The following is a 22,348-nucleotide window of genomic DNA, read 5'->3' as shown; positions in this document are numbered from 1 at the left end:
TTTCAAGATGGAGGGCAAAATGCTTGCTTCATACGCTTGTGATCCGTTGAAAAGTAAGGGTAGGTTATACCCTGAATCTCCGACGTCTTATAGGAATGAGTTTGAACGTGATCGTGATCGCATCATTCATACCAATGCTTTCAGGCGTTTACAATATAAAACTCAAGTTTTTATAAATCATGAAGGGGATCACTATAGAAATAGGTTAACCCATTCTTTAGAAGTTGCAACGGTTGCAAGATCAATAGCGAATACTTTGAATTTGTCAAGTGATTTGGCGGAAGCGATCGCACTTGCTCACGATCTTGGGCATACGCCTTTCGGTCATGCAGGAGAGATTGCTTTGAACGAATGTATGAAGGAATATGGCGGTTTTTCCCATAATGCGCAATCTCTAAAAATTTTAACAATGCTAGAAAAAAGATATGCTACTTATAAAGGAGTAAATCTAACTTGGGAAGTTTTAGAAGGAATTGTTAAGCATAACGGGCCATTAATAAATAATATAAATGAATATATAGCAGAATATAATAAAGAAAATGACTTACGTCTTGGAACTTATGCAACCGCAGAAGCGCAAGTAGCTTCCCTTGCCGATGATATTAGTTATATTTCTCATGATTTAGAAGATAGTATCGGAGCGAAAATTATTGATTTTAACCATTTAGCGGAACTCAAACATCTTGATCAACATATTTTTGAACTCAAGGCTAAATTTAAAGATATAAATTCTTCGTGTTTAATATATGAAATAGTCCGCAGACTGATGAATGAATTAATTACCGATTTATTAGGGCAAACAAAAGATAATTTAAATAAAGAGCAAATCAAAAGCGTTGACGAAATACGTAACTTAAATTATCAAATAGTTGATTTTACCGATAATGCCAAGGAGCGTATTAGTGAAATCAAACAATTTTTATTTCAGAAAGTTTATAGAAATAATAGGATTACGGCGATTAGCCGTAAATGTCATAAAATCGTGGAAGGCTTGTTTAAGGTGTATATGGATGATATCAATTTATTACCTTTTAGTTGGAAAGAATTAATAAAATCGGAAGATACTAAATCTAAAGCCAGAATAGTTGCGGATTATATCGCCGGTATGACTGATCGCTTTGCGATCCAAGAGTATAACGAGCTTTGCTCGGTAAATTTTAACAATATTTGATTTATGCCAATTTTGACTTATGAATATATTTAACCAATTAAAACGCGACATAATTACTGCAGGTGAGCGGATATATAGCAATCACGATATATCGAAAATTGCTAATATTGAGATTCCTAAGGATAATTTTAACGGTGATTTATCAAGTAATATAGCAATGATTATTGCCGCTAACGAAAATATTTCCCCTCGCGAAGTAGCAATAAAATTTAAAGAAATCCTTATATCGCTGCCTTATATTGCTAGTATAGAAATAGCCGGTCCGGGCTTTATTAATTTTACTATTAAAGCCGAAAATTGGCATAGTGCTATTAAAGACATCTTGCAAAATGAAGAAAAGTTTTTTGCAATTGATATTGCCGATAACAAAAATATTAATATCGAATATGTTTCGGCAAATCCTACCGGTCCTATGCATATAGGTCATGCAAGGGGTGCGGTATACGGTGATGCGCTTGCCGGGATTTTACAAAAAGTCGGATATAACATTACAAAAGAATATTACGTTAATGATGCCGGCTCGCAAATAGATGACTTGGTTAGTACCGTGATATTGCGTTACAAAGAAGCTTTGGGCGAAGAAATTCAAATAGCTGAAGGGTTATATCCGGGAGAGTATTTAATTCCCCTCGGTCAAAAGCTGGCAAAAGAATATGGCGATAAATTACTTACCATGGATGAGGCGCAAAAATTTAAGCTAGTTAAAAATTTTGCCGTGCAGGAAATGTTGCTGTTAAATAAGGAAGATTTAAAAGAACTCGGCATTAAACATGACGTGTTTTTTTCGGAACAATTATTGCATGATAACGGTAAAATAGACGAGATCGTTAAGTTATTAACCGATATGGGGTTAATTTATGAAGGAGAATTGCCGGCTCCTAAGGGCAAAATTCATGAAGAATGGGAAAATAGAACGCAAAAATTATTTAAATCTACTGAGTTCGGCGATAATCAGGATCGACCTATAGAAAAAGCTGACGGTACTTGGTCATATTTTGCTGCCGATCTTGCTTATGCTAAGGATAAAATAGACCGAGGAGCTAATCACTTGATTTACGTACTCGGCGCTGATCATAGCGGTTACGTCAAAAGAATTGAAGCCGTGGTAAAAGCTTTAGGATGCGATAAAGTTAAAGTTGACGTAAAAATCTGTCAGCTAGTAAATTTCGTCGAAAATAACGTGCCGATAAAAATGTCGAAACGTTTAGGTAATTTTACCAGTGTTAGAGACGTGAATAGGGCAGTAGGAAAAGATATAATAAGATTCATGATGCTAACACGTAGGAATGACGCTACCATTGATTTTGATCTGATAAAAGTAAAGGAGCAGTCAAAAGAGAATCCTATATTTTACGTACAATATGCTTATGTACGAACGATTTCGATATTATCGAAAGCTAAAGAGATGATGCCCGAAGCTTATGATAATTTTAAAGCTAATGAATATGATTTATCGTTGCTTTCTTCGGAAGAGGAAATAGAAATAATTAAGCTTCTTGCATCCTGGCCGAAGACGCTCGAAAGTGCCGCAAAATATTTTGAACCGCATCGTATAGCGTTTTATTTAATAAATTTGGCTTCTAGATTTCATACTTTATGGAATTTCGGTAAAGAAAATAATGATTATAGATTTGTAATTGAAAGTAATAAAGAACTAACTAGCGCTCGGCTGGCACTGGCTAAATCTATTCAAAAAATTATAGCTAGCGGTTTAGAAGTTATAGGGGTAGAGCCTATGGATAGGATGTAGGTATACTCGATGAACTTCAAAAATTGGCTACGTCGTCTTACAAAAGCTCCGGTTCTCACGTATTAAGTATACGCTCCGATCCTCGCTTTGTAGACTCCTTGCTCTTTTTGAAGTTGATCTTCGTATACCAATACTTCAAAGCAGAAAAACATACTTCACGTATACTTTTTTAAGGCTTCTTCGATGTCATTCCCGCGAAGGCGGGGCGTTGTTGCGTGGCTCAAATTTTTGATGTCATTCTAGCTAAAAGCGGGAATCCAGAAAAATACTTTTAAAGTCATCCTGAATTTATTTCAGGATATTTCTTTATAGATGCTGAAACAAGTTCAGCATGACAAGGTAAAAAAATCTGGATTCCTGCCTTCGCAGGAATGACATAAGGGGCAGCGGGAATAACATCAAAATTTTGCAAGCAATACCTAAATAAAAAACCCTTCAACTCATGACTAACAATATTTTATTTAAAATTTTTATTATAGTTATAATATTGTTAACTACCGGCTATTTCACATATCATTACTATTATAACAACAAACCGGTAATTACTATTTATCCGGATGACTCGCCTGCGAAAATTAAACCTCAACAAATAGAAACTATAAAATCTTTCGGTATCGGCAGCACAATATATGAAAATCTTACCTCGAAAAAAACTTTAATCAAAGATGCTACGTTTCTTCCGGAACCGGAAAAACCTATCAATATAGAATCTCGCAAGCAAATTAAGGAAAAAATAGAAGATTTAATAATCGATTTTTCTAGTCTAGATCAGAAAATGGCTCGGCTTGATAAAATTTCTGATTTGATATCGTTAAATGATATGTCTAGTGATATTTCCGATTCTCCTAAAATAGAAGAAAATAAAACCGGCTTAAATATAATAAAAGTTAGCCGAGACGACGAAAAAGTCAAGAAGGCACAAAATTATGATGAGGTAGGAGGTTACAAAGTACAACTTGCTTCAGTAAAATCAGAAGCCGAGGCAATTGCAGAAGGGGAACGCATTAAAAAGAAGTTTATAAAAATTCTTAAAAATGCCGATATTACCACTAAAAAAGTTAAATATGATGACGGTAAATTTTTCTATTTAGTGTTAGCGGGTGACTATAAAAGTCTTGCTCAAGCTAAAGCGATCTGCAAAAAGCTATCCTATCAACAACAAAGCTGCGTCCTGAAATAGTAATAATATAGTGCTAGCGGGCATTGTCCGGCTGGGTCGATAAATAAAAGCGTTCTCTTATGTCATTCCCGCGCGGCATTGTTGTGTGGAATAATATCCGGAATCGTTATTGCGAGGAGGTGTAGGCGTTGTTGTGTGGCTACCGGAATCGTCATTGCGAGCGATCAAATGGAGCGCGGCAATCTAGAAAATAATGATTTTCATAGCATTTTTTGCTATTTTTTCCTGGATTGTCACGTTGGGACTACGTCCCTCCTCGCAATGACGGGGTAAGATCGAGCCATGCAACAACGCCTTACGCGGCTCGCAATGACGTTTTGACTATCTTGATCAATATAAATTCTTATTTTTATAGATTATTTTTAAAATAGTGTTTGACATGGTAGAGAATAATAGATATAAAAATCCTCACACAAGGTTTGCAAAAACTTTGCTAGCTGTTTAAAAAGTTGATAAAGCTGAAAAAAACTAAATACACACCGCGAATAAATAAAAATTTATATCGTGAGTAGATACTGTAATTATAGAATTAGTTCTGTATACATCGTGTAATCTCAAGTTATATAGCAAAGCTTTATTTGATATAGGCGTTAAATTTTAGAACTAGCTTGCGCAGCGTACACTTAGTACGTGAGCACAAGCGAAGTCTAAAATTTGATGTATATATCGAATAAAGGGAAGCTATAAAAGTAAATAAAATAAGAGCATTTGGTGAATGCCTTGGCACTAGAAGGCGATGAAGGACGTAATACGCTGCGATAAGCTTCGGGGAGCTGCGAATAAGCTTCGATCCGAAGATTTCCGAATGGGGCAACCCACCTACTTTGTAGGTATCATATAGTGAATACATAGCTATGTGAAGCAAACCCGGTGAACTGAAATATCTAAGTAGCCGGAGGAAAGGACATCAACCGAGACTCCGTTAGTAGTGACGAGCGAACGCGGACCAGGCCAGTGGCTTCAAAAAAATAACTAAAACAACATGGAAAGGTTGACCATAGAGGGTGATAGTCCCGTATAGGTAAAAAGTTTGAAGTCCTTGAGTAAGGCGGGACACGTGAAATCCTGTTTGAAAATAGGGGGACCACCCTCTAAGCCTAAGTACTCTCTAGTGACCGATAGTGAACAAGTACCGTGAGGGAAAGGTGAAAAGTACCCCTAACAGGGGAGTGAAATAGTATCTGAAACCAAATGCTTACAAGCAGTCGGAGCAAGCGTTAGATTATGTGTATATCTAATCAAAATCAAAAATAGCTAGAAGTTTTTTAAATTTTTCCCGCAGCATAGTAAATCTATGTGAGGACAAAAATTTAGAAAACGACTAAGATATTTTTAGGTTTTCATTAGTTATACACATAATCTGTCTTGTGACGGCGTACCTTTTGTATAATGGGTCAGCGACTTAGTTTATCTAGCAAGCTTAAGCCGTTAGGTGTAGGCGTAGCGAAAGCGAGTCTGAATAGGGCGTTTTTAGTTAGATGAATTAGACCCGAAACCGGGTGATCTAGCCATGGCCAGGCTGAAGGTGGAGTAAAATCCGCTGAAGGGCCGAACCCACTACTGTTGAAAAAGTAGGGGATGAGCTGTGGTTAGGGGTGAAAGGCCAATCAAACTCGGATATAGCTGGTTCTCCGCGAAATCTATTTAGGTAGAGCGTCATAGCATTACCATCGAAGGTAGAGCACTGAATGAGCTAGGGGGTCCTACAGACTTACCAAACTCAATCAAACTCCGAATGTCGATGAGTACAGCGTGGCAGACAGACTATGGGTGCTAAGGTCCATAGTCGAGAGGGAAAAAGCCCAGACCGCCATCTAAGGTCCCTAAATCATGACTAAGTGTGAAAGGATGTGAGAAGACCAAAACAACTAGGATGTTGGCTTAGAAGCAGCCATCATTTAAAGAAAGCGTAACAGCTCACTAGTCTAAATAAGTTTTCTTGCGCCAACAATGTAACGGGGCTCAAGTCATGTACCGAAGATGCGGATTCACGCTAAGCGTGAGTGGTAGCGGAGCGTTCCGTAAGCCTGTGAAGGTGAACCGTAAGGTTTGCTGGAGGTATCGGAAGTGAGAATGCTGACATAAGTAGCGATAAAGAATGTGAGAAACATTCTCGCCGAAAGTCCAAGGGTTCCTGCGTAAAGTTAATCTGCGCAGGTTTAGTCGGTCCCTAAGGTGAGGCTGAAAGGCGTAATCGATGGGAATCAGGTTAATATTCCTGAACCTGAGGGATGTGACGAAAATAGAAAGTTGTGCAGACTTATTGGATTGTTTGTGCAGCGAATATTTTCCAGGAAATAACACCCTCGCATAGGTCTCTTACATAGCTTGGCTTATAAAGAGGAATTTGAAGGAGACACGGAGCGCAAAACCGCAGCGTACTTAAACGTACGTGAGGATTTAAGTACCGGATCGACGTACAAATTACCTTTAGAAGTAAGTTATGTAAGAGACCTATAAAGACCGTACCCCAAACCGACACAGGTGGACAGGTAGAGTATACCAAGGCGCTTGAGAGAACGATGCTGAAGGAACTAGGCAAATTGCATCTGTAACTTCGGGAGAAAGATGACCTATAGATGGGCAACCATTTGTAGGTGACACAAACTAGGGGGTAGCGACTGTTTATTAAAAACACAGGGCTCTGCAAAGTCAATAGACGACGTATAGGGCCTGACGCCTGCCCAGTGCTGGAAGATTAAGAGGAGGGGTGCAAGCTCTGAATTGAAGTCCCAGTGAACGGCGGCCGTAACTATGACGGTCCTAAGGTAGCGAAATTCCTTGTCGGGTAAGTTCCGACCCGCACGAATGGCGTAACGATTTCCCCACTGTCTCCAGTATCGACTCAGCGAAATTGAATTCTCCGTGAAGATGCGGAGTTCCCGCGGTCAGACGGAAAGACCCCGTGAACCTTTACTATAGCTTTGCACTGGTGTTAGGAATCAGATGTGCAGGATAGGTGGGAGACTATGAAATAGTGACGCTAGTCATTATGGAGTCATCCTTGAGATACCACCCTTCTGGTTCTTGACATCTAACCGCGATCCTTGAATCAGGATCCGAGACAATGCATGGTGGGTAGTTTGACTGGGGCGGTCGCCTCCCAAAGAGTAACGGAGGCGCGCGATGGTTAGCTCAGGTTGGTCGGAAATCAACTTTTAGAGTGCAATGGCATAAGCTAGCCTGACTGCGAGTCTGACAAGACGAGCAGAGACGAAAGTCGGTCATAGTGATCCGGTGGTCCCGCGTGGAAGGGCCATCGCTCAACGAATAAAAGGTACTCCGGGGATAACAGGCTGATGATTTCCAAGCGTCCATAGCGACGAAATCGTTTGGCACCTCGATGTCGGCTCATCACATCCTGGGGCTGGAGAAGGTCCCAAGGGTTCGGCTGTTCGCCGATTAAAGTGGTACGTGAGCTGGGTTTAGAACGTCGTGAGACAGTTCGGTCCCTATCTGCCGTGGGTGTAGGAAGTTTGAGAGGATCTGCCTTTAGTACGAGAGGACCGAGGTGGACGTACCCCTGGTGGACCAGTTGTCATGCCAATGGCATAGCTGGGTAGCTAAGTACGGAAGGGATAACCGCTGAATGCATCTAAGCAGGAAACCCACCTCAAAACTAGACTTCCCTATTAGAGCCGTGGAAGACTACCACGTTGATAGGTCAGGTGTGGAAGTGCGGTAACGCATGTAGCTAACTGATACTAATAGCTCGATTGATTTACTTTGCTGAGATTACACATGTATACAGTGTTAATTCTGTATGATATACTACTCCTCTTTCAAGAATTATTTTTTTATTTTATCAGGGATTCACGTACTCACCTATTAAGTATAGGCTGCGTGCGTTCACCCTTCAAAATAAAATCTAATTCTCGAAATACGAGCAGTATACGGTAACGATCTCACAAATAAATTTTTTAAGACACTGCTCAAAATTATTATTTTTAGTAAGTTATTGCTAAATTTTTTAATCTATCTATAATGAGTAAATTAAGAAGCAAAGCAATAATGATGAAATTACTAAAATCAACTTTGTTAACAGTGCCAGAGGCAATTTTTCAGCTTTATCGACAAACAACCCAGCAAAAAAAATTGTCATTGTTGTGCTCCTAGTAGTCGACAATGACGGTTCTTACACTTAAAAAGTTTGTATTGCTGGCTTGGTGGTTATAGCATGAGTGAAACACACGATCCCATCCCGAACTCGAACGTGAAACCTCATAGCGCTAATGGTACTATGCCCTGAGGCATGGGAGAGTAAGTCGCTGCCAAGCTTGCAATACAAATTTTTTATCCTCTATCTATCAAAACTCTCTTTTATCTCTATTTCGTATATTTTTTAAAACCTACAATATTCTATTATAAACAAAAGCATATTTTTTTGGTGAGCGTTCACGGATATAAATAAAAAATAAATAAGGAGTTGAAAAAGGTTATAGAATTGTATAGAAATAGATAGGACAAGAATAAGTAGCAGCATCAATGAATAATGTTCTATCCGATCGAATTATAGAGTTAGAAAAGCTAGTAGAATTACTAGAAGTAACCAATCAACGGCTTTTACAAGAAAATAAAGAATTAAAGATTAAGCTAATAGAGTTGGAAGATAGGCTAAATAAAAACTCTAGCAACTGCGGTCTTCCTAGCTCTAAAGATATATACCGGATAGAGAAGAAGACAAGACCCAAGAGTGATAAAAATCCCGGGGGACAAGCAGGTCATAAATATAACGCTTATCAAATAAAGACGTCAGATATCAATGTTGATATTATGCCCGATGAAGAGATTTGTAAATGCGGTGGTTCATTGTTATTAGAAGAAAAATATAGAACACATCAAAAAATAGAAATTCCTGTTATCAAGCCGGTTGTTACCGAATATAGGTTGTATAGGAAAGTATGCTCTTTATGTAATAGAAGATATAAAGCAAAACTTGATAATTATCGATTATTAGGGAAGAACGCTGAAAGTATAATTAGTTCTTTAAGTGGATTCTTTAATAATAGTAAGAGAGAAGTACAATCAATATTAAACCAAATATTTAACCTTGATATTAGTCTTGGCTTGATCTCAAATACGGAGAACAGAATATCAGTTAAGTTAGAAGATAAATATAATGAATTATTGAATAACATTGAAGAGAGTAGTTATCTTCATTTAGACGAGACAAGTTCTAGTAATAAAGGTAGTAAACATTGGTGCTGGGTAGCTACGAACAAAGCTTTTACGGTATTTAAGCTAGCTAATTCAAGAGGACAAAAGATATTAGAAAGTTTTTTACCTGAATATGAAGGGAAAATAATAAGTGATAGATATGCAGCTTATAATATATTTGACAGCAGCAAACGTCAAATATGTTTAGCTCATTTGCGTAGAGATTTTAAAAGATTCGCTCATAGTCACAATGCCTCTCTTGCTAAAATTGGTTCAGACCTTCTTTGCGTAACTGATACGATATTTAGGCTTTATAATTTACATAAAGAAAATAAGTTAGATAAACCTCGATATTTAGCAGTAATGCAGAAAATTAAAAAGATTATGCTGTATTACTTGCAAGATATCGCTAATACTGAATACTTACAAGCCCAAAGAGTAGCAAATAATATATTAAAATCATTTGATATGATATGGCTCTTTTTAGATGATTCACAAATAGAGCTAACTAATAACTTGGCAGAACGACAGATAAAGCATTTTGTTAAATATCGAAAAAATTCTTTTTTTACATGGTCACTAAGAGCTTGTCTGTAAATATCTATTAAGGGTTTAATCTATTAAGCATCAATCGGATTAAAGCAATATAAATCTGATTAGTAGCAGATTTAATAGTATGTTCGTAATGTTTACTCAATCTTCTAAAATTGTTCAACCAACCAAAAGTACGCTCCACTATCCACCTAATGGGCAGAATTTCAAATTTTTCCGCTTTTCTCTTTACTACAGATAACAATGATTTTGTATTCAAAAAACACCAATTTTGCAAATTTCCACTATATCCTCCATCAGCAAAAAATCTTTCAATGGATGGATATTTGTCCTTTGCTTTAACTAAGCTATCTTTAGCACCATCTCTATCCTGTACACTTGCTGAATGCACATTAACTGTTAGTATTAAGCCATTCGTATCTGTTATTATATGACATTTTACCCCTTTGATTTTTTTGCCCGCATCATACCCTTTTTCTTCACTGCATTGCGTATTCTTAACTGTTTGCGAATCAATTATCCCTATTGTCGGTTTTGGTTTTTTTCCCCTTCAAAACTCGGCATCTTGATACCAAATCTTCATTTATTTTTTGCCATAATCCACTACGATTCCATTTATTATAATACTCGTTAACTGTTTTATAATTTGGATATTCTCTTGGTAAATATCGCCACTGACAGCCGGTTCGACTCTGATAGAATATTGCATTTACTATTGCTCTTCTATCTACTTTTATTCTCCGTCCTTTTTTCTTACTACCAAAATAATCCTTTACTATTTCCCACTCTTCGTCTTTTAAATCATTCGGATAACTCATATTTTTCTAGCCTTTTTGCTAGCTTTATAACATTTCTTTCTTTTATTTTCTACACCCTATACCTTAATTTTTCTTTACAGATAAGCTCTAAGAGGCGACAGATTCTTAGAAAGGATTAAGTCACTTTATGCTACTTCTAAACTCCAAGGTATTAACCCTTTCTGCCATTTACTAAAATTGGCGTGAACGCTCACGCGATTTCTTACGTAAAAACTCCTCTCTAGTTAAAACACCGTCTGCTACTAAATCTACTAACGAATCAAGCTTATTTTGAATCTTGGTATGTTCTTCTCTTAATGCCTTTACTTCACCGCTCATTTCATCAGCTCTGCCTCGGTTAATATCTTTTAAATAGTCCATAGTTTGTTTAAGTATTTCAGGGTCTTTAATCTTTAAGCTCTTAAGTATATCCTCAACTTGCTTTATTACTTCGTCCTCTCTAACCAACTGTACAGCGTCATCTCGATCGCTTGATACAAGCAAATTTTTCGACATTCGCCTGTGTTCATGTATTTTTAACTGCTAGCGCAAGCTTGCCTTTAAGTTCATCTTGTCTAAACCTTTATGAATTTAGCTGTATATGAAGTAATTTGGTGAGATAGAAAATGCCTGTTTCAGCGATAAAGAAATCTTAGATACTGTTAACAAAGGTATTTTAATTATCTTTGTTAACAGTGTCTAATAAGATCGTGTTCCTCTACATAGCGGAAATCGCGAACATCCGTAAAATTTGTTTTTATCCCACTTTCTTTTTCGTACAATCATTGCAGAATTACAGCGCGGGCATTTCACATTCGTAAGAGCCGGTTCACGAAGCTTTGACTCTTTTCTCCCTTTACATTTATTGCAGAAACGACCATAGCCGGTGCGAAGTTTCTCATCTCTAAAATTATCTTGTTCCTTTACCTTTTTGCATTGTGGGCATTCCTTCATACACCCGCTTTGAAGAGCATCGATGTTTTTATGAATTTCGGTAACTATTGACTGGTTACCACAGACTTTTTTTTTATAAGACCTTCTAGGCGAAGGCTCAACGTTGCCACAGGGTCTTTACCTACGTTAAAGCGGTTTAGCCTTAGGAAATTATAGCCGTAACTTTCCAGCACTTTTTCACGGTAAACGTGCTTTTCCGTGTGATATTCATCATAATTAAACTCATTCACTGAAGAAAAATCTTGGAAGTGGAATTCAAAGCCGTCATATTCAATAATGATCTTGTGTTGCTTACTTTCCGCATCTAGGTAGACAAGTAAGAAATCCACCACGAAGGTCGGGTGTGAGTAGCGCTTATCTAGCTGCTTAATGTATTTGCCAAGAGGAAATTGCGTGTGTAGTTCAATAACGGATTTATTGGCTTTGAAAAATGCCGATTCCTGTATCCAGTGCAACACTTTCTTTTCCATCGGTGAACGTGAATCGGTGCTTTCCGAATTCGGCAGACACTTGGCTTCCTCACAGGTTTTTTGATAATGTCGTAATGCTTCACCGATTGAGCCGGTATAATCTTCAAGCGGCTTGCTCAAGTAAAAATCCATGCGCTCTTTCGCACGACTAAAGCCTACATTTAGACGCTGCAATTTGATTGTCCCGCCTTCTTCAAGCTCTACGCTATTGCGATCTTTAATGAAAATGCCCCAAAGCTTATCTGACACGGCGCTTGCCACCATCGAATAAAGAATAATATCACGTTCTTCCCCCTGGCACGTGTCAAACGTCATAATTTTTAACTTATGCTGCTTGACGAAATGCTCATTATCAGGATGCTTTGAAAATGCGTCCACCAGTAATTTTTGCTGGTTAGTGTGCGGGGTAATAATGCCGATCGAGCGATTAGGTTCCTCCCGAGCAATACGCTCAATTTCGGCAATAATTGCTGCGCGTTCAAGCTGATTGCTATTTTCAATTAGTTCAATGCGTCCATCATGCTCAATAAAGCTAAAGCGGATTGTGCTTTCTATCGGCGTGGCGCGTATTTTAACTGCTTGTAGGCTGTCGCCGTAAAAATACTTACTGGAATAAGAAATTAATTCCCGATAACCCCGAAAATGCTTTTTAAGCATGATATTATAATTACTGATACGCTCAAAAAATTCGAGAACGGAAGTTTTGATATTGAACTTACTAAGACGTTCAAGTTTAGTAGATTCGTCCGAAATCGTTTCTACAAAAACATCGCGCAAGCGGTTAAGATATTCTCGATTGGTGTCGGAACGTGCTTGGTTGGATTTGACATTGCTAAACTGCTTTTTGTCGCCGAGAACAACGATTTTTTTGCCGCGCAGCAGAGCCGGAAATGCTTGAGCAATACTAACTTGTGAAGCTTCGTCTAAAATCACTAAATCAAAAATTTCCGATTCCAGCGGTATATATTCGGCAAAATCCCTAATACTGGCAAGGATGCAGGGGAAGGATTTTTTAAGCTTATCAAAACTGGTTTTATCAAAGCGTTGCTTTTTAGAAATCACGCCGGACAGCGTTTTAGCATCATTTTTGTGGTTTTCAAAGAAATCAACCACACGCTCGTCCATTTTATAGGTCATCTGCGTGGTAATGAGTTCTTCAATCGTTTTCTTTTCCGCTATGTAATTATGTTCCGGGATTTTGTTGAAGTGATCTTGTAGAGCATTTTTTAGGTAAAGATATCTTGCTAGCTGCTTAAATTCCGTTTCGGGATATTTAGTAAGAGTATTGTCAGTAAAGCTAAAAATATTGCTGCTTTTCGCATTTATATTTGCAGCAGTTTTGCTATACTGATTAAGGCGTGCCACGATATCGGAAATAGAATCTAATAAATCTTTGCGCTCAGTCGCCGTTGTCAGAGGCAGATTGAGTGTAAGTAACCGGTGAACGCTTTTATTGAAATCCTGCATAAACTCAAAGCCGCTAGCTATTTCTTGTGCCTCTTTCAGCTGCTTGCTAATTCTAAACAGTTCAGCAATGCTTTTCAGCTGCTCTAACTGCGTATGTGGTGCGGTAAAATCATTAGCCAGTTTTGCGCCTAATTGCTCATTTAGTGCCGCAATCTGTTTTCCTTTGAATAAAAACCCGAACCAGCTTGCTTTAAGCTGCTCGCATTTCGTTATGTAGTTTTCCAAAGCGGCTAACCCATCAGCAGAAGGATTGCGGATTTTAGCAACATGCTCCAGTTGGCTATTTGCCTTAATGCGTAAATCATCAACAATAGCCATGAAGGTAATGAAATGCCGGAATGCGGTTACGCTTCTATCACTAGGGTAAAAATTCTTAAAAAGGTTCGTCAGTTTACTTTGTGAGTCGTTAAGCTTATCCTTCAATTTCAGCATTTCTACTCGAAGATTAACTAAATTATCTGCCAAAAACCGGTCACCGTGTAATTCCATCAGCTCCACGGGCAAGTTTTCTGCTTCGGTAATCCGGTTTTCTAGTTTGATGAATTCAGCAATTTCGTTCAGCTTGATTTTTTCGTAAGCGGTAACGGTGTTGCCGATCTGATTTTTCAGGTTCGATACTGATTGCTCAATATTGGTTTCAAGTTTTTTGTATTCGTTCCTAACCGCTTTATAATGCTCCTTGATGTGCTCCATTGAGGTAGTGGAAAGAATTTTTGAGTAGGTATTGCCTCCCCGTCCAAGCCGCAAAATAGGATTTTGAAACTGGTTATCTAACCTCACTTTATTCATGGTTTCCGTGATTTTATCTTCCACTACGTCCAGCGCTTCTTTCTTATCGGAAAGCACCAAAACGGACTGATTTTTAAGGATGGCATTGCATACTATCGCCGTAATAGTATGACTTTTACCCGTACCCGGCGGACCTTCCACAGTGATGTATTTACAGTGCTTTTTATTTAGAGCGCTGAGAATCTGCCTTTGCTCTTCATTCAGCGGTACGGGACTAGCGTAAACCAGCTTTTCGCTCACCTTAGTATTATCCCAATCATGTTCAGTTTCTGCTATCACCGAAACAGGGTTGTTTGTAATAAAATCATCCACCATCGATTGAAAGGCTTCAGCTAAAAAATTATCACCGCCCTGTAGCTTTTGCAAAATGTCTTCATAATCATTTACTAAGGATTCGTCTGATTTATCAAACACACCGAGATAGCAGTCGTTTGTAATCTGCAAGCCTTGCCCCTTAGCAACTTGGCGTTCCGGCTTGTTAATATCAATGTAAGGAGTTAGACCAAAATAGTTGATTGCTTCCTTAAGTGCCGAGTCAATTTCTTTCACCAGATGTCGGCGCTTTTCAGCAAGGTAAATAATGCGCTCAACAAATGCATCCAGAGAGCCTTTACGTTCAGCCGCAACGTTGTAATTCTGCACTATGAATTGCATTGCCTTTTTGTTCACATATAAGAGAGAATCAAAACTAAAGGTAAAACATTCCGTGCTTTTCTGTATCTGAATGGGAATATAAAATAGCGGGTAAGTTTTGTTGTTATAGCTGATGTCGCAGAAATATAAGTAAAATTCCTGCTTTTCCATAAGGCTCTTATTATTGACCAGTTCGGAAATTTCAAAAAATAAGTCGCCGGCAGCAAAACCCTTAAAAAAGCTTTCTAACTTATTTTGTACGTCCTTAAGTTCAAAAACCTGCTCTAGCGATTGCTCGGTCTCGATCTCTTTTCCTAAGCTAATTTGGTTGATGATCGAAGAAACCGCATCTTCCAGTGAGCCTATTAAAATGTCAGTGAGTTCTTCTTCGATTTGAGATACGGAATCAATCGTAGCCGTGCGGATTTTATCTAACGGCTCTCGAATTTTATCCACGAATGAGGCAAGGAATTTTTCACGAATGACGCGGGCAATGCCATCAAGCGCACAGGTTATGGCAGCGGTGGTATTGTTAGGGTTTTTGGATATCCCTAAGTCTATTTCATTGTAGAATAGTTTTATAACCTTCTCAACTTCTTCAGACTTAATCGCAGCTATTTGGTCTTGTACTAGCTGCAGGATAGATTGAGGAATAGCGGTGGTATGTACGCCACGCTTAAGCTCGCCCGGAACTCCATCTTCAAAGCCCTGTCTAATGACTTTCCACACTAGTGAGGTGTATTTTTTGTATTTGTTAAGGTTTATACAAATTTGCAGGTTATTGCTGTTACGATGCTGGATATGACGTTTAGGGTTTTTAACTTTATGAAAATCGGTTTCCAAAAAGTCCATGAAGTAACGAGCCACTTCCGTTACAAACGGTATGACTCCTTTTGATTCAGGTTCTTGTTTTGCTGATACCGATACCGTCATTTGCTCCCATTCCTGACTTTGTTGCATAGATGTTTTTATGTCATTCCCGCGTAGCATTGTTGCGTGGATCATAATTACCGTATTATGATTATTACAAGTACGGTGTCATACCGAGGCCCCTCCCACGGTATCCGGAAAAACCTTAATAAAAAGACTGGATGCCGTGGTAGGGGCCTCGGCATGACACCGGATCGCTTTGCAAAAATGGTCAAATCACTATTTTCTGATCCACGCAACAACGCCTTCCCGCGAAGGCGGGAATCCAGGCTTTTCTTTGTCATGCTGAACTTGTTTCAGCATCTCTTTGTATATCCTGAAATAAATTCAGGATGACTTAAAAGTATTTTTTCTGGATTCCCGCCTGCGCGGGAATGACATACTGCTACTTTATCGAGCCATGCAACAACTGTTTTCTCTATTCCTTTATAGAAAAATAGGATAAAAATTTCCAAAGATAAAGCCTTTTATTAGAATGGGTTAGTTGTAATTCAACTTTCAATCCCCGGTGTTGTATCTGTGCCGGCAAGATACTGGTTTTAAGAATATTGTTTTTGCTTATGGTGGGGTTATTATAACGAAGTCGTTGCGATGCTAGCTATTCCTGCAAAGATCAACTATAGCTTATATTTAGTTTAAGATATTATCCATTGTATCCTTAGCATTTTGACGGTAGAACTATGATATCCGTGCCGTGAAACAAAACTCAAAACCCTTGAGATGCGTTGTCAAATTCGTATAAATTCACTTTATATTACTTACAATTTTGTAAATATAACTTCCTCTTCTCATTTTTTAATGTAGTATTGCATATAGTAATTTGTATGAAACTTTAAGGGATATTTCCAGAGTCTCAATTTGCTCCTAACATATGAATAAACAGATGAAAAAGCCTCTTACCATAGAAATTCTTTTCAACGAAGCTTTACTATTTGCGGAAATGGAAAGTAAATATGACGAACCTGTGCTTTATGGTGTAACTGACGGAAAAGCTGTTGGCACTTATTTAGAACATAAATTTAAAGCATATCTTGCAGAAAACTATGAATATGTTGAAGGTAATTCAGCTTTTGGAATAGACTTTCCAGTCCTCGAAATAGACATGAAAGTAACCAGCATTAAACAACCACAGTCTTCATGTCCGTATAAATCAGCGCGACAAAAGATTTATGGACTAGGATATAACTTGCTTGTATTCGTATATGAAAAATCTGATGACGTAAAAAATCAAACAGCTCGTCTTGATATACAATATACAATTTTTATTGATAAAGAAAGAACCTCTGATTATCAAACAACAAAAGGTATTAGTGAAATTTTGGAACGTGATGGAAATGTAGATGATCTCATTGCATTCATTCAAGATCGGAATCTGCCAATCGATGAAATAGAAGCAAAAAATATTGCTGAAGAAATCCTCGTGAACCCTCCTTTTCAGGGATATTTGACAATTTCAAACGCATTACAATGGCGGCTACAATATAGTCGAGTTATACAAAAAGCAGGAGAGATTGAGGGTATTCATAAAATAAGGTAATTGAAAAGGCTAGATATGTTGGAAGCACAGAACACAAAAACGATCAAGATATTTGGTGATTTTCAGACACCGGAAAATTTTTCTATCCAAGTATTAAGACGCGTTCAAAAATGTCTTCCCTTTCAACCACGATCTATTCTAGAACCCACCTGTGGAAAAGGCTCTTTTTTATTTGCTGCTACAAATATATTTCCTACTGCTGATTCTTATACAGGGATCGAAATTAACAAATCTTACCTTCAAGATCTACGCCATAGCATTTATGAAAAGAACATTAAAAATCACATTGACATAATCAATGCTGATTTCTTTTCATTAGATTGGAATAAAGTACTTGCCTCCTTAATAGAACCTGTTCTGATTACCGGTAATCCACCATGGGTTACAAACTCTAATATTAGTGCAGTAGGAGGCTCAAATCTTCCGGCAAAAAATAATTTTCAAAGCAGAAATGGTCTTGAGGCTATTACCGGAAAGGCAAATTTTGATATCTCTGAATGGATGATTCTTAAGTATTTAGAATGGTTAGAACAAAAACATGGGGCTTTAGCAATTTTATGTAAAACCCATGTGGCAAGAAAAATTCTTGCCTATGCCTGGAAACATAAAAAGCCTATTGGAAGTGCTTCAATTTATAAAATCGATGCATTAGCAATATTCGGTGCTGCTGTTGATGCTTGTTTATTTGTAGCAGTTGTCGGCAGTCCTGAAGAAAAACAAGAATGCCGTATCTATAAAAGCATAGATGATGAATTACCATCGCAACATATCAGCTATAAAGATAATATGATTTTGGCAAATATAGATAATTACACTAATCTTTCTTTCCTCAAGGGCGCCAGTATGTTTTACACTTGGCGTTCTGGAATAAAACACGACTGTAGTCGTGTAATGGAGCTTACAATCAATGGAGATATCTTAATTAACGGTATCGGTGAAGAGGTTACAATAGAAGATGACTATCTATACCCACTATTGAAAAGTTCGGATTTAGGTAATGAAAGAATAAAAATGTGCCGGAAACGTCTGATTGTAACTCAAAGATTCATAGGTGAAGATACGAATTCCATAAAAATGTGTGCATCATTAACATGGAAATATTTACAATCTCATGTAGAGGCTTTAGCTAGCAGAAAAAGCTCTATCTATAGAGGTAAACCTACTTTTTCAATTTTTGGGGTAGGTGAATACTCTTTTGCTCCCTGGAAAGTTGCTATTTCTTCTTTGTATAAAAGTCTTAAGTTTTTCTCTGTAGGTCCTATGGATAATAAGCCTGTTGTTTTTGATGACACAGTTTATTTTTTACCGTGCGATTCAGAAAAAGAAGCTAGATTCATCTGTGAATTACTAAACTCATATACTGCTCGGTTATTTCTAGAGTCGTTTATTTTTTGGAATGATAAACGCCCCATTACCATAGATATTCTTAAACGTCTATCTATAGAAAATTTGGTAAAATATCTTAATCGTGAAGATGAATGGGTAGTGTACACCGACAATGAACATCGGGCTTTAAGAGAAGTTGGATAAGGTATGCGGTACTGATTTAGGGTTCGCAGCACCCATGTCACGCTCTCCGAAACTTAATATACAAAAACCCTAATAATAACACCTTATAGCATATAAATACAAGGTTCGAGTTCTATACGGCTAGCCATTCGGTACAACTTACTATTTTTTAGAGATTTTGAAAGCGGAAAAGCCGCTTGGTAATAAACCTTGCAATCTTTCAGCTCTAGGTTCGAGAATATAAAATTTAAAAATTCATGTTTTTCCGAAATAGTTAAACCATTAAAAGTTTTATAGACGTTGATCGTGATGTTTATGAGGTGTATAAATTCCTGAATCTTTTAATATTTGTTTTCTATATATTCGCTCAATAAAATCATCAATAATTGACTGATCAAAATTATTAGGAAGCCGTGAATTTAATGCTGCTAATTCTACTTCCTTTAATAATTCTTCTATTTCTTCGCTTATTTGCCGGAAAGAAAGCTTACCCAGTTTAATATTTAATAAATGCTTAGCTTCGGGGCGAGGAAAAGTAATATGGCCGGTAGTTAAGAATTCTATAGCTTGATGCCCTACGCGCACGGCATGCGACAAAGCTTTCCAATCTATTCCCTCATTATGCTCGGCGGATATTGCTCGCATACCGTATTCGTTCATGAGCCTTTCGGCAATTGTAAGCGCAAATTTGACGGAGCTATTTAATAATGCTTTTTTACCGCATATCTCAAAGTATTTTTCTTTAGCTTCAGTTATCCCTAAATTTAAATATTCGTTATTAAAAACTAGGGTTTTTAGTTCTTCTTCAATGGCGGCTAATTTAGTATTATCGCCATATCGCGCAGCTGCTTTATTGAGATAATCGCACGCCGTTTTTATTGCCGCAATGCGCGAGCCTTTAATACCGTATTTGTTCGCCTGTCTTTTACAATAATTAAGAAAAGAATCCGCTTGTTTGACGAAAAGTTTTGGTGCTAAATTTTGTATTTCCTGCCATTCCGGCAAAGCTTCTAATAGCATCGAGCTTGTCGGTGCAAAAAGCATATCAAGAGCCATGGGTTGACCGTTCGTTAGTAAAGATAAAAACCTCTCAATACTATAAAGCTCGTAATCCACATCGTCGGGCGTGTTTCTTTCACCGTGCATTTTAGGACGTTTAAAAGATATAATAGGCTGAACACGTTGTAATAATATATCCTGCGCTTCCGGTATATATAAACCTTTAATATCCAAATCGGAAGCAGGCGTTGAAGTGCCGTATAGGTGTGAGCCGCATTTAATTTGTACTATAATTTTCATAATGAATTACGGCTTGCTAAATAAATTTTTCTGACCCATATAATATCGCGCTCTAATATTTCATCAGGTTGCATTATTGCCCATTTGTAAAATGCCGATACTTCCGGCTCGGAAAGATTACGCTTTAAATTCCCTCCTGTTTTACGTACTAGAATAATACGCTCTTTTAAGCTACGTAATTTTTATACCATTCCTCAAATGCATCCCATTTATTGAAAACCATAGCTTTTTGTTTGTGAGATACACCCAAACTTATAGCAATTTGCTCTATTTCATGAAAATCTAAACGTTTAAATTTTTCGCTGCGTACTACCGCATCAAGCAAAACTACGTGACGTTGATTATATTCTATCATATGCGGATCGTTAACAGGATCATTTACTTCAAATACTAACGATAAATTTCTATCCTTAACGGTCTTATGCAGATAATCCATTTGTGACTCATTAAGGGAAGTTGTTAAAATTTCTTTAAACCAGCCGGTAAAATCTGATTCAGGAGTAGCTTTTGAACTGAAAAATAACCTATCATTTTTTATATCGTAACCCAAAAGCCCTAAAAATCCATTTTCTTTTACAAATAAAGTAAGCGGGAAAAGTAAATTTTTTTGTAAGTTATATAGCTCCGTTTCTCTTTTTTCGCCTAGGTTAAAAAATTTGTCATATGAACGCACGACGATATTCAAATCATTATCAATAAATAACCCCCGTGCGGTTAAACTTACCTTATCCCAAATTCCTTTAGTTAAAGCTTTGCGGCTAAAATTATAGGAAGTAATATGCGGGTATGAATCAAGATATTTTCGGTTAATGTAATTATGTTTGTGCAATTTTTCAAAGGTTGACTTGCTAATTTTATATTCTTCATTTTCGGTAGTTGCTTTAAAAGCCTTAGGGCTAGCTTCTTTACAAAAAATATTATTGCGAATTTCAATTTCTGCAACTTTATTATCTTTGGCTATGGTCATGATCCTTAAATTACCGCCGAATTCTACGCCTGCTTCTAAATTATAACTTTTATCTGCCGCTTTAATCGGTAATGATGACGTATTACGATGACCATGTACCTGCAACCACTCAGTATTAATCATATTATCACTAAAAGTTTGATCGACAAGATGCTTATAAACGCCGGTACCCTTCCAAAATTGATGAGACGGCAGCAATATTAAATGCCTAGGCATCGCTGCAATGCCTGCATGATTAACGAGGCACTTAACCCCGCCATACTCATAGACAAAACAATCAACCAATTTATTACATAAACGATTAGCCTCATCTCTCGTAAAGTTAACTTTTTCAAGTTGTGGGAGAGTGTTGTTTTCAAATTCCGCACTTAAAATATCTTGCCCGTCGGCATATCTATGAATATGGGTTTCATGGTTGCCCCATATCATAACAATATTTCCTCGCTCCATAACCTCATCTACCAGCCAGCGTATTACCTCACCGTTTTGAATGCCGCGATCAAGAAAATCACCGACGAAAATGTAAAATTCATCCGCCTTAAAACCATCGGCAAAATATTTAGCTATCGGCTCATAACAGCCTTGTATATCACCTATGTGATGAATTTTTTTATAATCGTTTAAATCTATGACTTTCACGTCAAGATTATCTATAAGCGAAACTTCCTCAAAATCGGCATACGGAAAAACCTTAATAAACTCCGGAATCGGATTTGTCTTGTAACGTTCATAAGCACGAGTAATAACATTTTTAGGTACTTGTTTATATAATTCTCTTTGTAAATTTTGCTCTAATGCCGTTTCTATAGATATGGAAGTAAAATCTATGCAATAAATTTCATAACGATGTTTATTAGCCGATTTTATCGGCATTTTAAAATCTTGTGCCAGCTGAAAAGTTGCATCAATTACTATAAACTCACCGCGAAACATTTTTTCGTTTAAAATACGCTCTACTTCGATCCATACTTTTTTATCATTTGCCGAATTAATAATAATTCTACCTTCAGGCGACATAACTATCCCGCCCATTAATATACGCACCGTATCGGGTGATAATGCAAAACCTTCTAAATTTTGTTTTTTGATAAAAGTAGATTTACCGCTTCCGGGCGCACCGCGTAATAATATTAATTTTCTCATGCTTTTTGTTTTTACTTGTTCGGTTCTGTTGAATTGATTGTAT

18 protein-coding genes and 2 rRNA genes are annotated in these 22,348 nt (G+C 37.4%); 11 read left to right on the top strand and 9 right to left on the bottom strand.

What is annotated here, in order from left to right:
- The first annotated feature begins 19 nt into the window (after positions 1 to 19).
- Together AAHM91_RS08060 and argS are read left to right on the top strand one after the other, a co-directional pair.
- Complete coding sequence (locus AAHM91_RS08060; protein ID WP_253307975.1) at positions 20 to 1,171, top strand: deoxyguanosinetriphosphate triphosphohydrolase; 1,152 nt, start codon at positions 20 to 22, stop codon at positions 1,169 to 1,171.
- A gap of 19 nt (positions 1,172 to 1,190) precedes the next feature.
- Complete coding sequence (gene argS, locus AAHM91_RS08055; RefSeq protein ID WP_342270452.1) at positions 1,191 to 2,921, top strand: arginine--tRNA ligase; 1,731 nt, start codon at positions 1,191 to 1,193, stop codon at positions 2,919 to 2,921.
- Between the two features lie 277 nt (positions 2,922 to 3,198).
- Here argS and AAHM91_RS08050 read toward each other — a convergent pair whose 3' ends face one another.
- Complete coding sequence (locus AAHM91_RS08050) at positions 3,199 to 3,333, bottom strand: hypothetical protein (RefSeq protein WP_342270451.1); 135 nt, start codon at positions 3,331 to 3,333, stop codon at positions 3,199 to 3,201.
- A 30-nt stretch (positions 3,334 to 3,363) separates the two neighbouring features.
- On the opposite strand from AAHM91_RS08050, the gene AAHM91_RS08045 reads away from it, so the two are divergent.
- From AAHM91_RS08045 to tnpC, 6 genes are all read left to right on the top strand, one after another.
- Positions 3,364 to 4,101 carry an SPOR domain-containing protein gene (locus AAHM91_RS08045; RefSeq protein WP_253307973.1) on the top strand — a complete coding sequence of 246 codons (738 nt, stop codon included), beginning with the start codon at positions 3,364 to 3,366 and terminating at the stop codon, positions 4,099 to 4,101.
- Between the two features lie 135 nt (positions 4,102 to 4,236).
- A complete protein-coding gene (locus AAHM91_RS08040) occupies positions 4,237 to 4,374 on the top strand; it encodes a hypothetical protein (RefSeq protein ID WP_342270450.1) in 138 nt (45 codons plus the stop codon).
- On the top strand, positions 4,332 to 4,472 hold the full coding sequence (locus AAHM91_RS08035) for a hypothetical protein (RefSeq protein ID WP_342270449.1): 141 nt from the start codon (positions 4,332 to 4,334) through the stop codon (positions 4,470 to 4,472). The genes AAHM91_RS08040 and AAHM91_RS08035 overlap by 43 nt, the downstream gene beginning before the upstream one ends.
- A 316-nt stretch (positions 4,473 to 4,788) precedes the next feature.
- Positions 4,789 to 7,830, top strand: a 23S ribosomal RNA gene (locus tag AAHM91_RS08030).
- Positions 7,831 to 8,263: 433 nt separating this feature from the next.
- A 5S ribosomal RNA gene (rrf, locus tag AAHM91_RS08025) occupies positions 8,264 to 8,378 on the top strand.
- Positions 8,379 to 8,586: 208 nt separating this feature from the next.
- A complete protein-coding gene (gene tnpC / locus AAHM91_RS08020; RefSeq protein ID WP_342270448.1) occupies positions 8,587 to 9,855 on the top strand; it encodes an IS66 family transposase in 1,269 nt (422 codons plus the stop codon).
- 7 nt (positions 9,856 to 9,862) lie between these two features.
- On the opposite strand, the gene AAHM91_RS08015 is transcribed toward tnpC, so the two are convergent.
- The 5 genes from AAHM91_RS08015 to AAHM91_RS08000 all read right to left on the bottom strand — a co-directional run bounded on the left by AAHM91_RS08015 (position 9,863) and on the right by AAHM91_RS08000 (position 15,880).
- Positions 9,863 to 10,327: an IS5 family transposase gene (locus AAHM91_RS08015; RefSeq protein ID WP_342270756.1), complete on the bottom strand. Its 465-nt coding sequence runs from the start codon at positions 10,325 to 10,327 to the stop codon at positions 9,863 to 9,865.
- Entirely contained in the window at positions 10,323 to 10,628 is a 306-nt protein-coding gene (locus tag AAHM91_RS08010) for a transposase (RefSeq protein WP_342270447.1), read from the bottom strand. Before AAHM91_RS08010 ends, AAHM91_RS08015 begins: the two co-directional genes overlap by 5 nt.
- Before the next feature lie 171 nt (positions 10,629 to 10,799).
- The gene (locus tag AAHM91_RS08005) at positions 10,800 to 11,123 is read right to left on the bottom strand and encodes a hypothetical protein (protein ID WP_342270446.1); all 324 of its coding nucleotides are present in this window, start codon (positions 11,121 to 11,123) and stop codon (positions 10,800 to 10,802) included.
- Positions 11,124 to 11,306: 183 nt separating this feature from the next.
- Positions 11,307 to 11,561, bottom strand: a complete 255-nt coding sequence (locus AAHM91_RS10965) for a topoisomerase DNA-binding C4 zinc finger domain-containing protein (RefSeq protein WP_410525869.1) — start codon at positions 11,559 to 11,561, stop codon at positions 11,307 to 11,309.
- Positions 11,562 to 11,605: 44 nt separating this feature from the next.
- Complete coding sequence (locus AAHM91_RS08000; protein ID WP_342270445.1) at positions 11,606 to 15,880, bottom strand: AAA domain-containing protein; 4,275 nt, start codon at positions 15,878 to 15,880, stop codon at positions 11,606 to 11,608.
- 36 nt (positions 15,881 to 15,916) lie between these two features.
- Here AAHM91_RS08000 and AAHM91_RS07995 point away from each other — a divergent pair, with 36 nt between their 5' ends.
- The gene (locus AAHM91_RS07995) at positions 15,917 to 16,186 is read left to right on the top strand and encodes a hypothetical protein (protein ID WP_342270444.1); all 270 of its coding nucleotides are present in this window, start codon (positions 15,917 to 15,919) and stop codon (positions 16,184 to 16,186) included.
- On the opposite strand, the gene AAHM91_RS07990 is transcribed toward AAHM91_RS07995, so the two are convergent.
- Positions 16,147 to 16,305: a hypothetical protein gene (locus tag AAHM91_RS07990; protein WP_342270443.1), complete on the bottom strand. Its 159-nt coding sequence runs from the start codon at positions 16,303 to 16,305 to the stop codon at positions 16,147 to 16,149. The two genes, AAHM91_RS07995 and AAHM91_RS07990, sit on opposite strands and share 40 nt — an antisense overlap.
- 428 nt (positions 16,306 to 16,733) lie before the next feature.
- On the opposite strand from AAHM91_RS07990, the gene AAHM91_RS07985 reads away from it, so the two are divergent.
- A complete protein-coding gene (locus tag AAHM91_RS07985; RefSeq protein ID WP_253308637.1) occupies positions 16,734 to 17,387 on the top strand; it encodes a type II restriction-modification system restriction endonuclease in 654 nt (217 codons plus the stop codon).
- Positions 17,388 to 17,402: 15 nt separating this feature from the next.
- Positions 17,403 to 18,917, top strand: coding sequence for an N-6 DNA methylase (locus AAHM91_RS07980; protein ID WP_342270442.1), 1,515 nt, complete (start codon positions 17,403 to 17,405; stop codon positions 18,915 to 18,917).
- A 270-nt stretch (positions 18,918 to 19,187) separates the two neighbouring features.
- On the opposite strand, the gene AAHM91_RS07975 is transcribed toward AAHM91_RS07980, so the two are convergent.
- Complete coding sequence (locus tag AAHM91_RS07975; protein WP_342270441.1) at positions 19,188 to 20,195, bottom strand: DNA polymerase beta superfamily protein; 1,008 nt, start codon at positions 20,193 to 20,195, stop codon at positions 19,188 to 19,190.
- Positions 20,196 to 20,361: 166 nt separating this feature from the next.
- Complete coding sequence (locus AAHM91_RS07970; protein WP_342270440.1) at positions 20,362 to 22,305, bottom strand: RNA ligase; 1,944 nt, start codon at positions 22,303 to 22,305, stop codon at positions 20,362 to 20,364.
- Positions 22,306 to 22,348: the final 43 nt, after the last annotated feature.

The organism is Rickettsia endosymbiont of Orchestes rusci, assembly GCF_964030945.1.
GTDB lineage: Bacteria > Pseudomonadota > Alphaproteobacteria > Rickettsiales > Rickettsiaceae > Rickettsia.
The sequence above is the reverse complement of the archived record's forward strand: the minus strand, read 5'-3'. Positions and strand labels throughout refer to the sequence as shown.

What these genes read in the sequence shown, in the direction of transcription:
- AAHM91_RS08060 (WP_253307975.1), top strand. Translation starts at nt 20, where the DNA reads ATGCTTGCTTCATACGCTTGTGATCCGTTGAAAAGTAAGGGTAGGTTA.
- argS (WP_342270452.1), top strand. Translation starts at nt 1,191, where the DNA reads ATGAATATATTTAACCAATTAAAACGCGACATAATTACTGCAGGTGAG.
- AAHM91_RS08045 (WP_253307973.1), top strand. Translation starts at nt 3,364, where the DNA reads ATGACTAACAATATTTTATTTAAAATTTTTATTATAGTTATAATATTG.
- tnpC (WP_342270448.1), top strand. Translation starts at nt 8,587, where the DNA reads ATGAATAATGTTCTATCCGATCGAATTATAGAGTTAGAAAAGCTAGTA.
- AAHM91_RS08010 (WP_342270447.1), bottom strand. Translation starts at nt 10,628, where the DNA reads ATGAGTTATCCGAATGATTTAAAAGACGAAGAGTGGGAAATAGTAAAG.
- AAHM91_RS08005 (WP_342270446.1), bottom strand. Translation starts at nt 11,123, where the DNA reads ATGTCGAAAAATTTGCTTGTATCAAGCGATCGAGATGACGCTGTACAG.
- AAHM91_RS10965 (WP_410525869.1), bottom strand. Translation starts at nt 11,561, where the DNA reads ATGAAGGAATGCCCACAATGCAAAAAGGTAAAGGAACAAGATAATTTT.
- AAHM91_RS08000 (WP_342270445.1), bottom strand. Translation starts at nt 15,880, where the DNA reads ATGCAACAAAGTCAGGAATGGGAGCAAATGACGGTATCGGTATCAGCA.
- AAHM91_RS07985 (WP_253308637.1), top strand. Translation starts at nt 16,734, where the DNA reads ATGAAAAAGCCTCTTACCATAGAAATTCTTTTCAACGAAGCTTTACTA.
- AAHM91_RS07980 (WP_342270442.1), top strand. Translation starts at nt 17,403, where the DNA reads ATGTTGGAAGCACAGAACACAAAAACGATCAAGATATTTGGTGATTTT.
- AAHM91_RS07975 (WP_342270441.1), bottom strand. Translation starts at nt 20,195, where the DNA reads ATGAAAATTATAGTACAAATTAAATGCGGCTCACACCTATACGGCACT.
- AAHM91_RS07970 (WP_342270440.1), bottom strand. Translation starts at nt 22,305, where the DNA reads ATGAGAAAATTAATATTATTACGCGGTGCGCCCGGAAGCGGTAAATCT.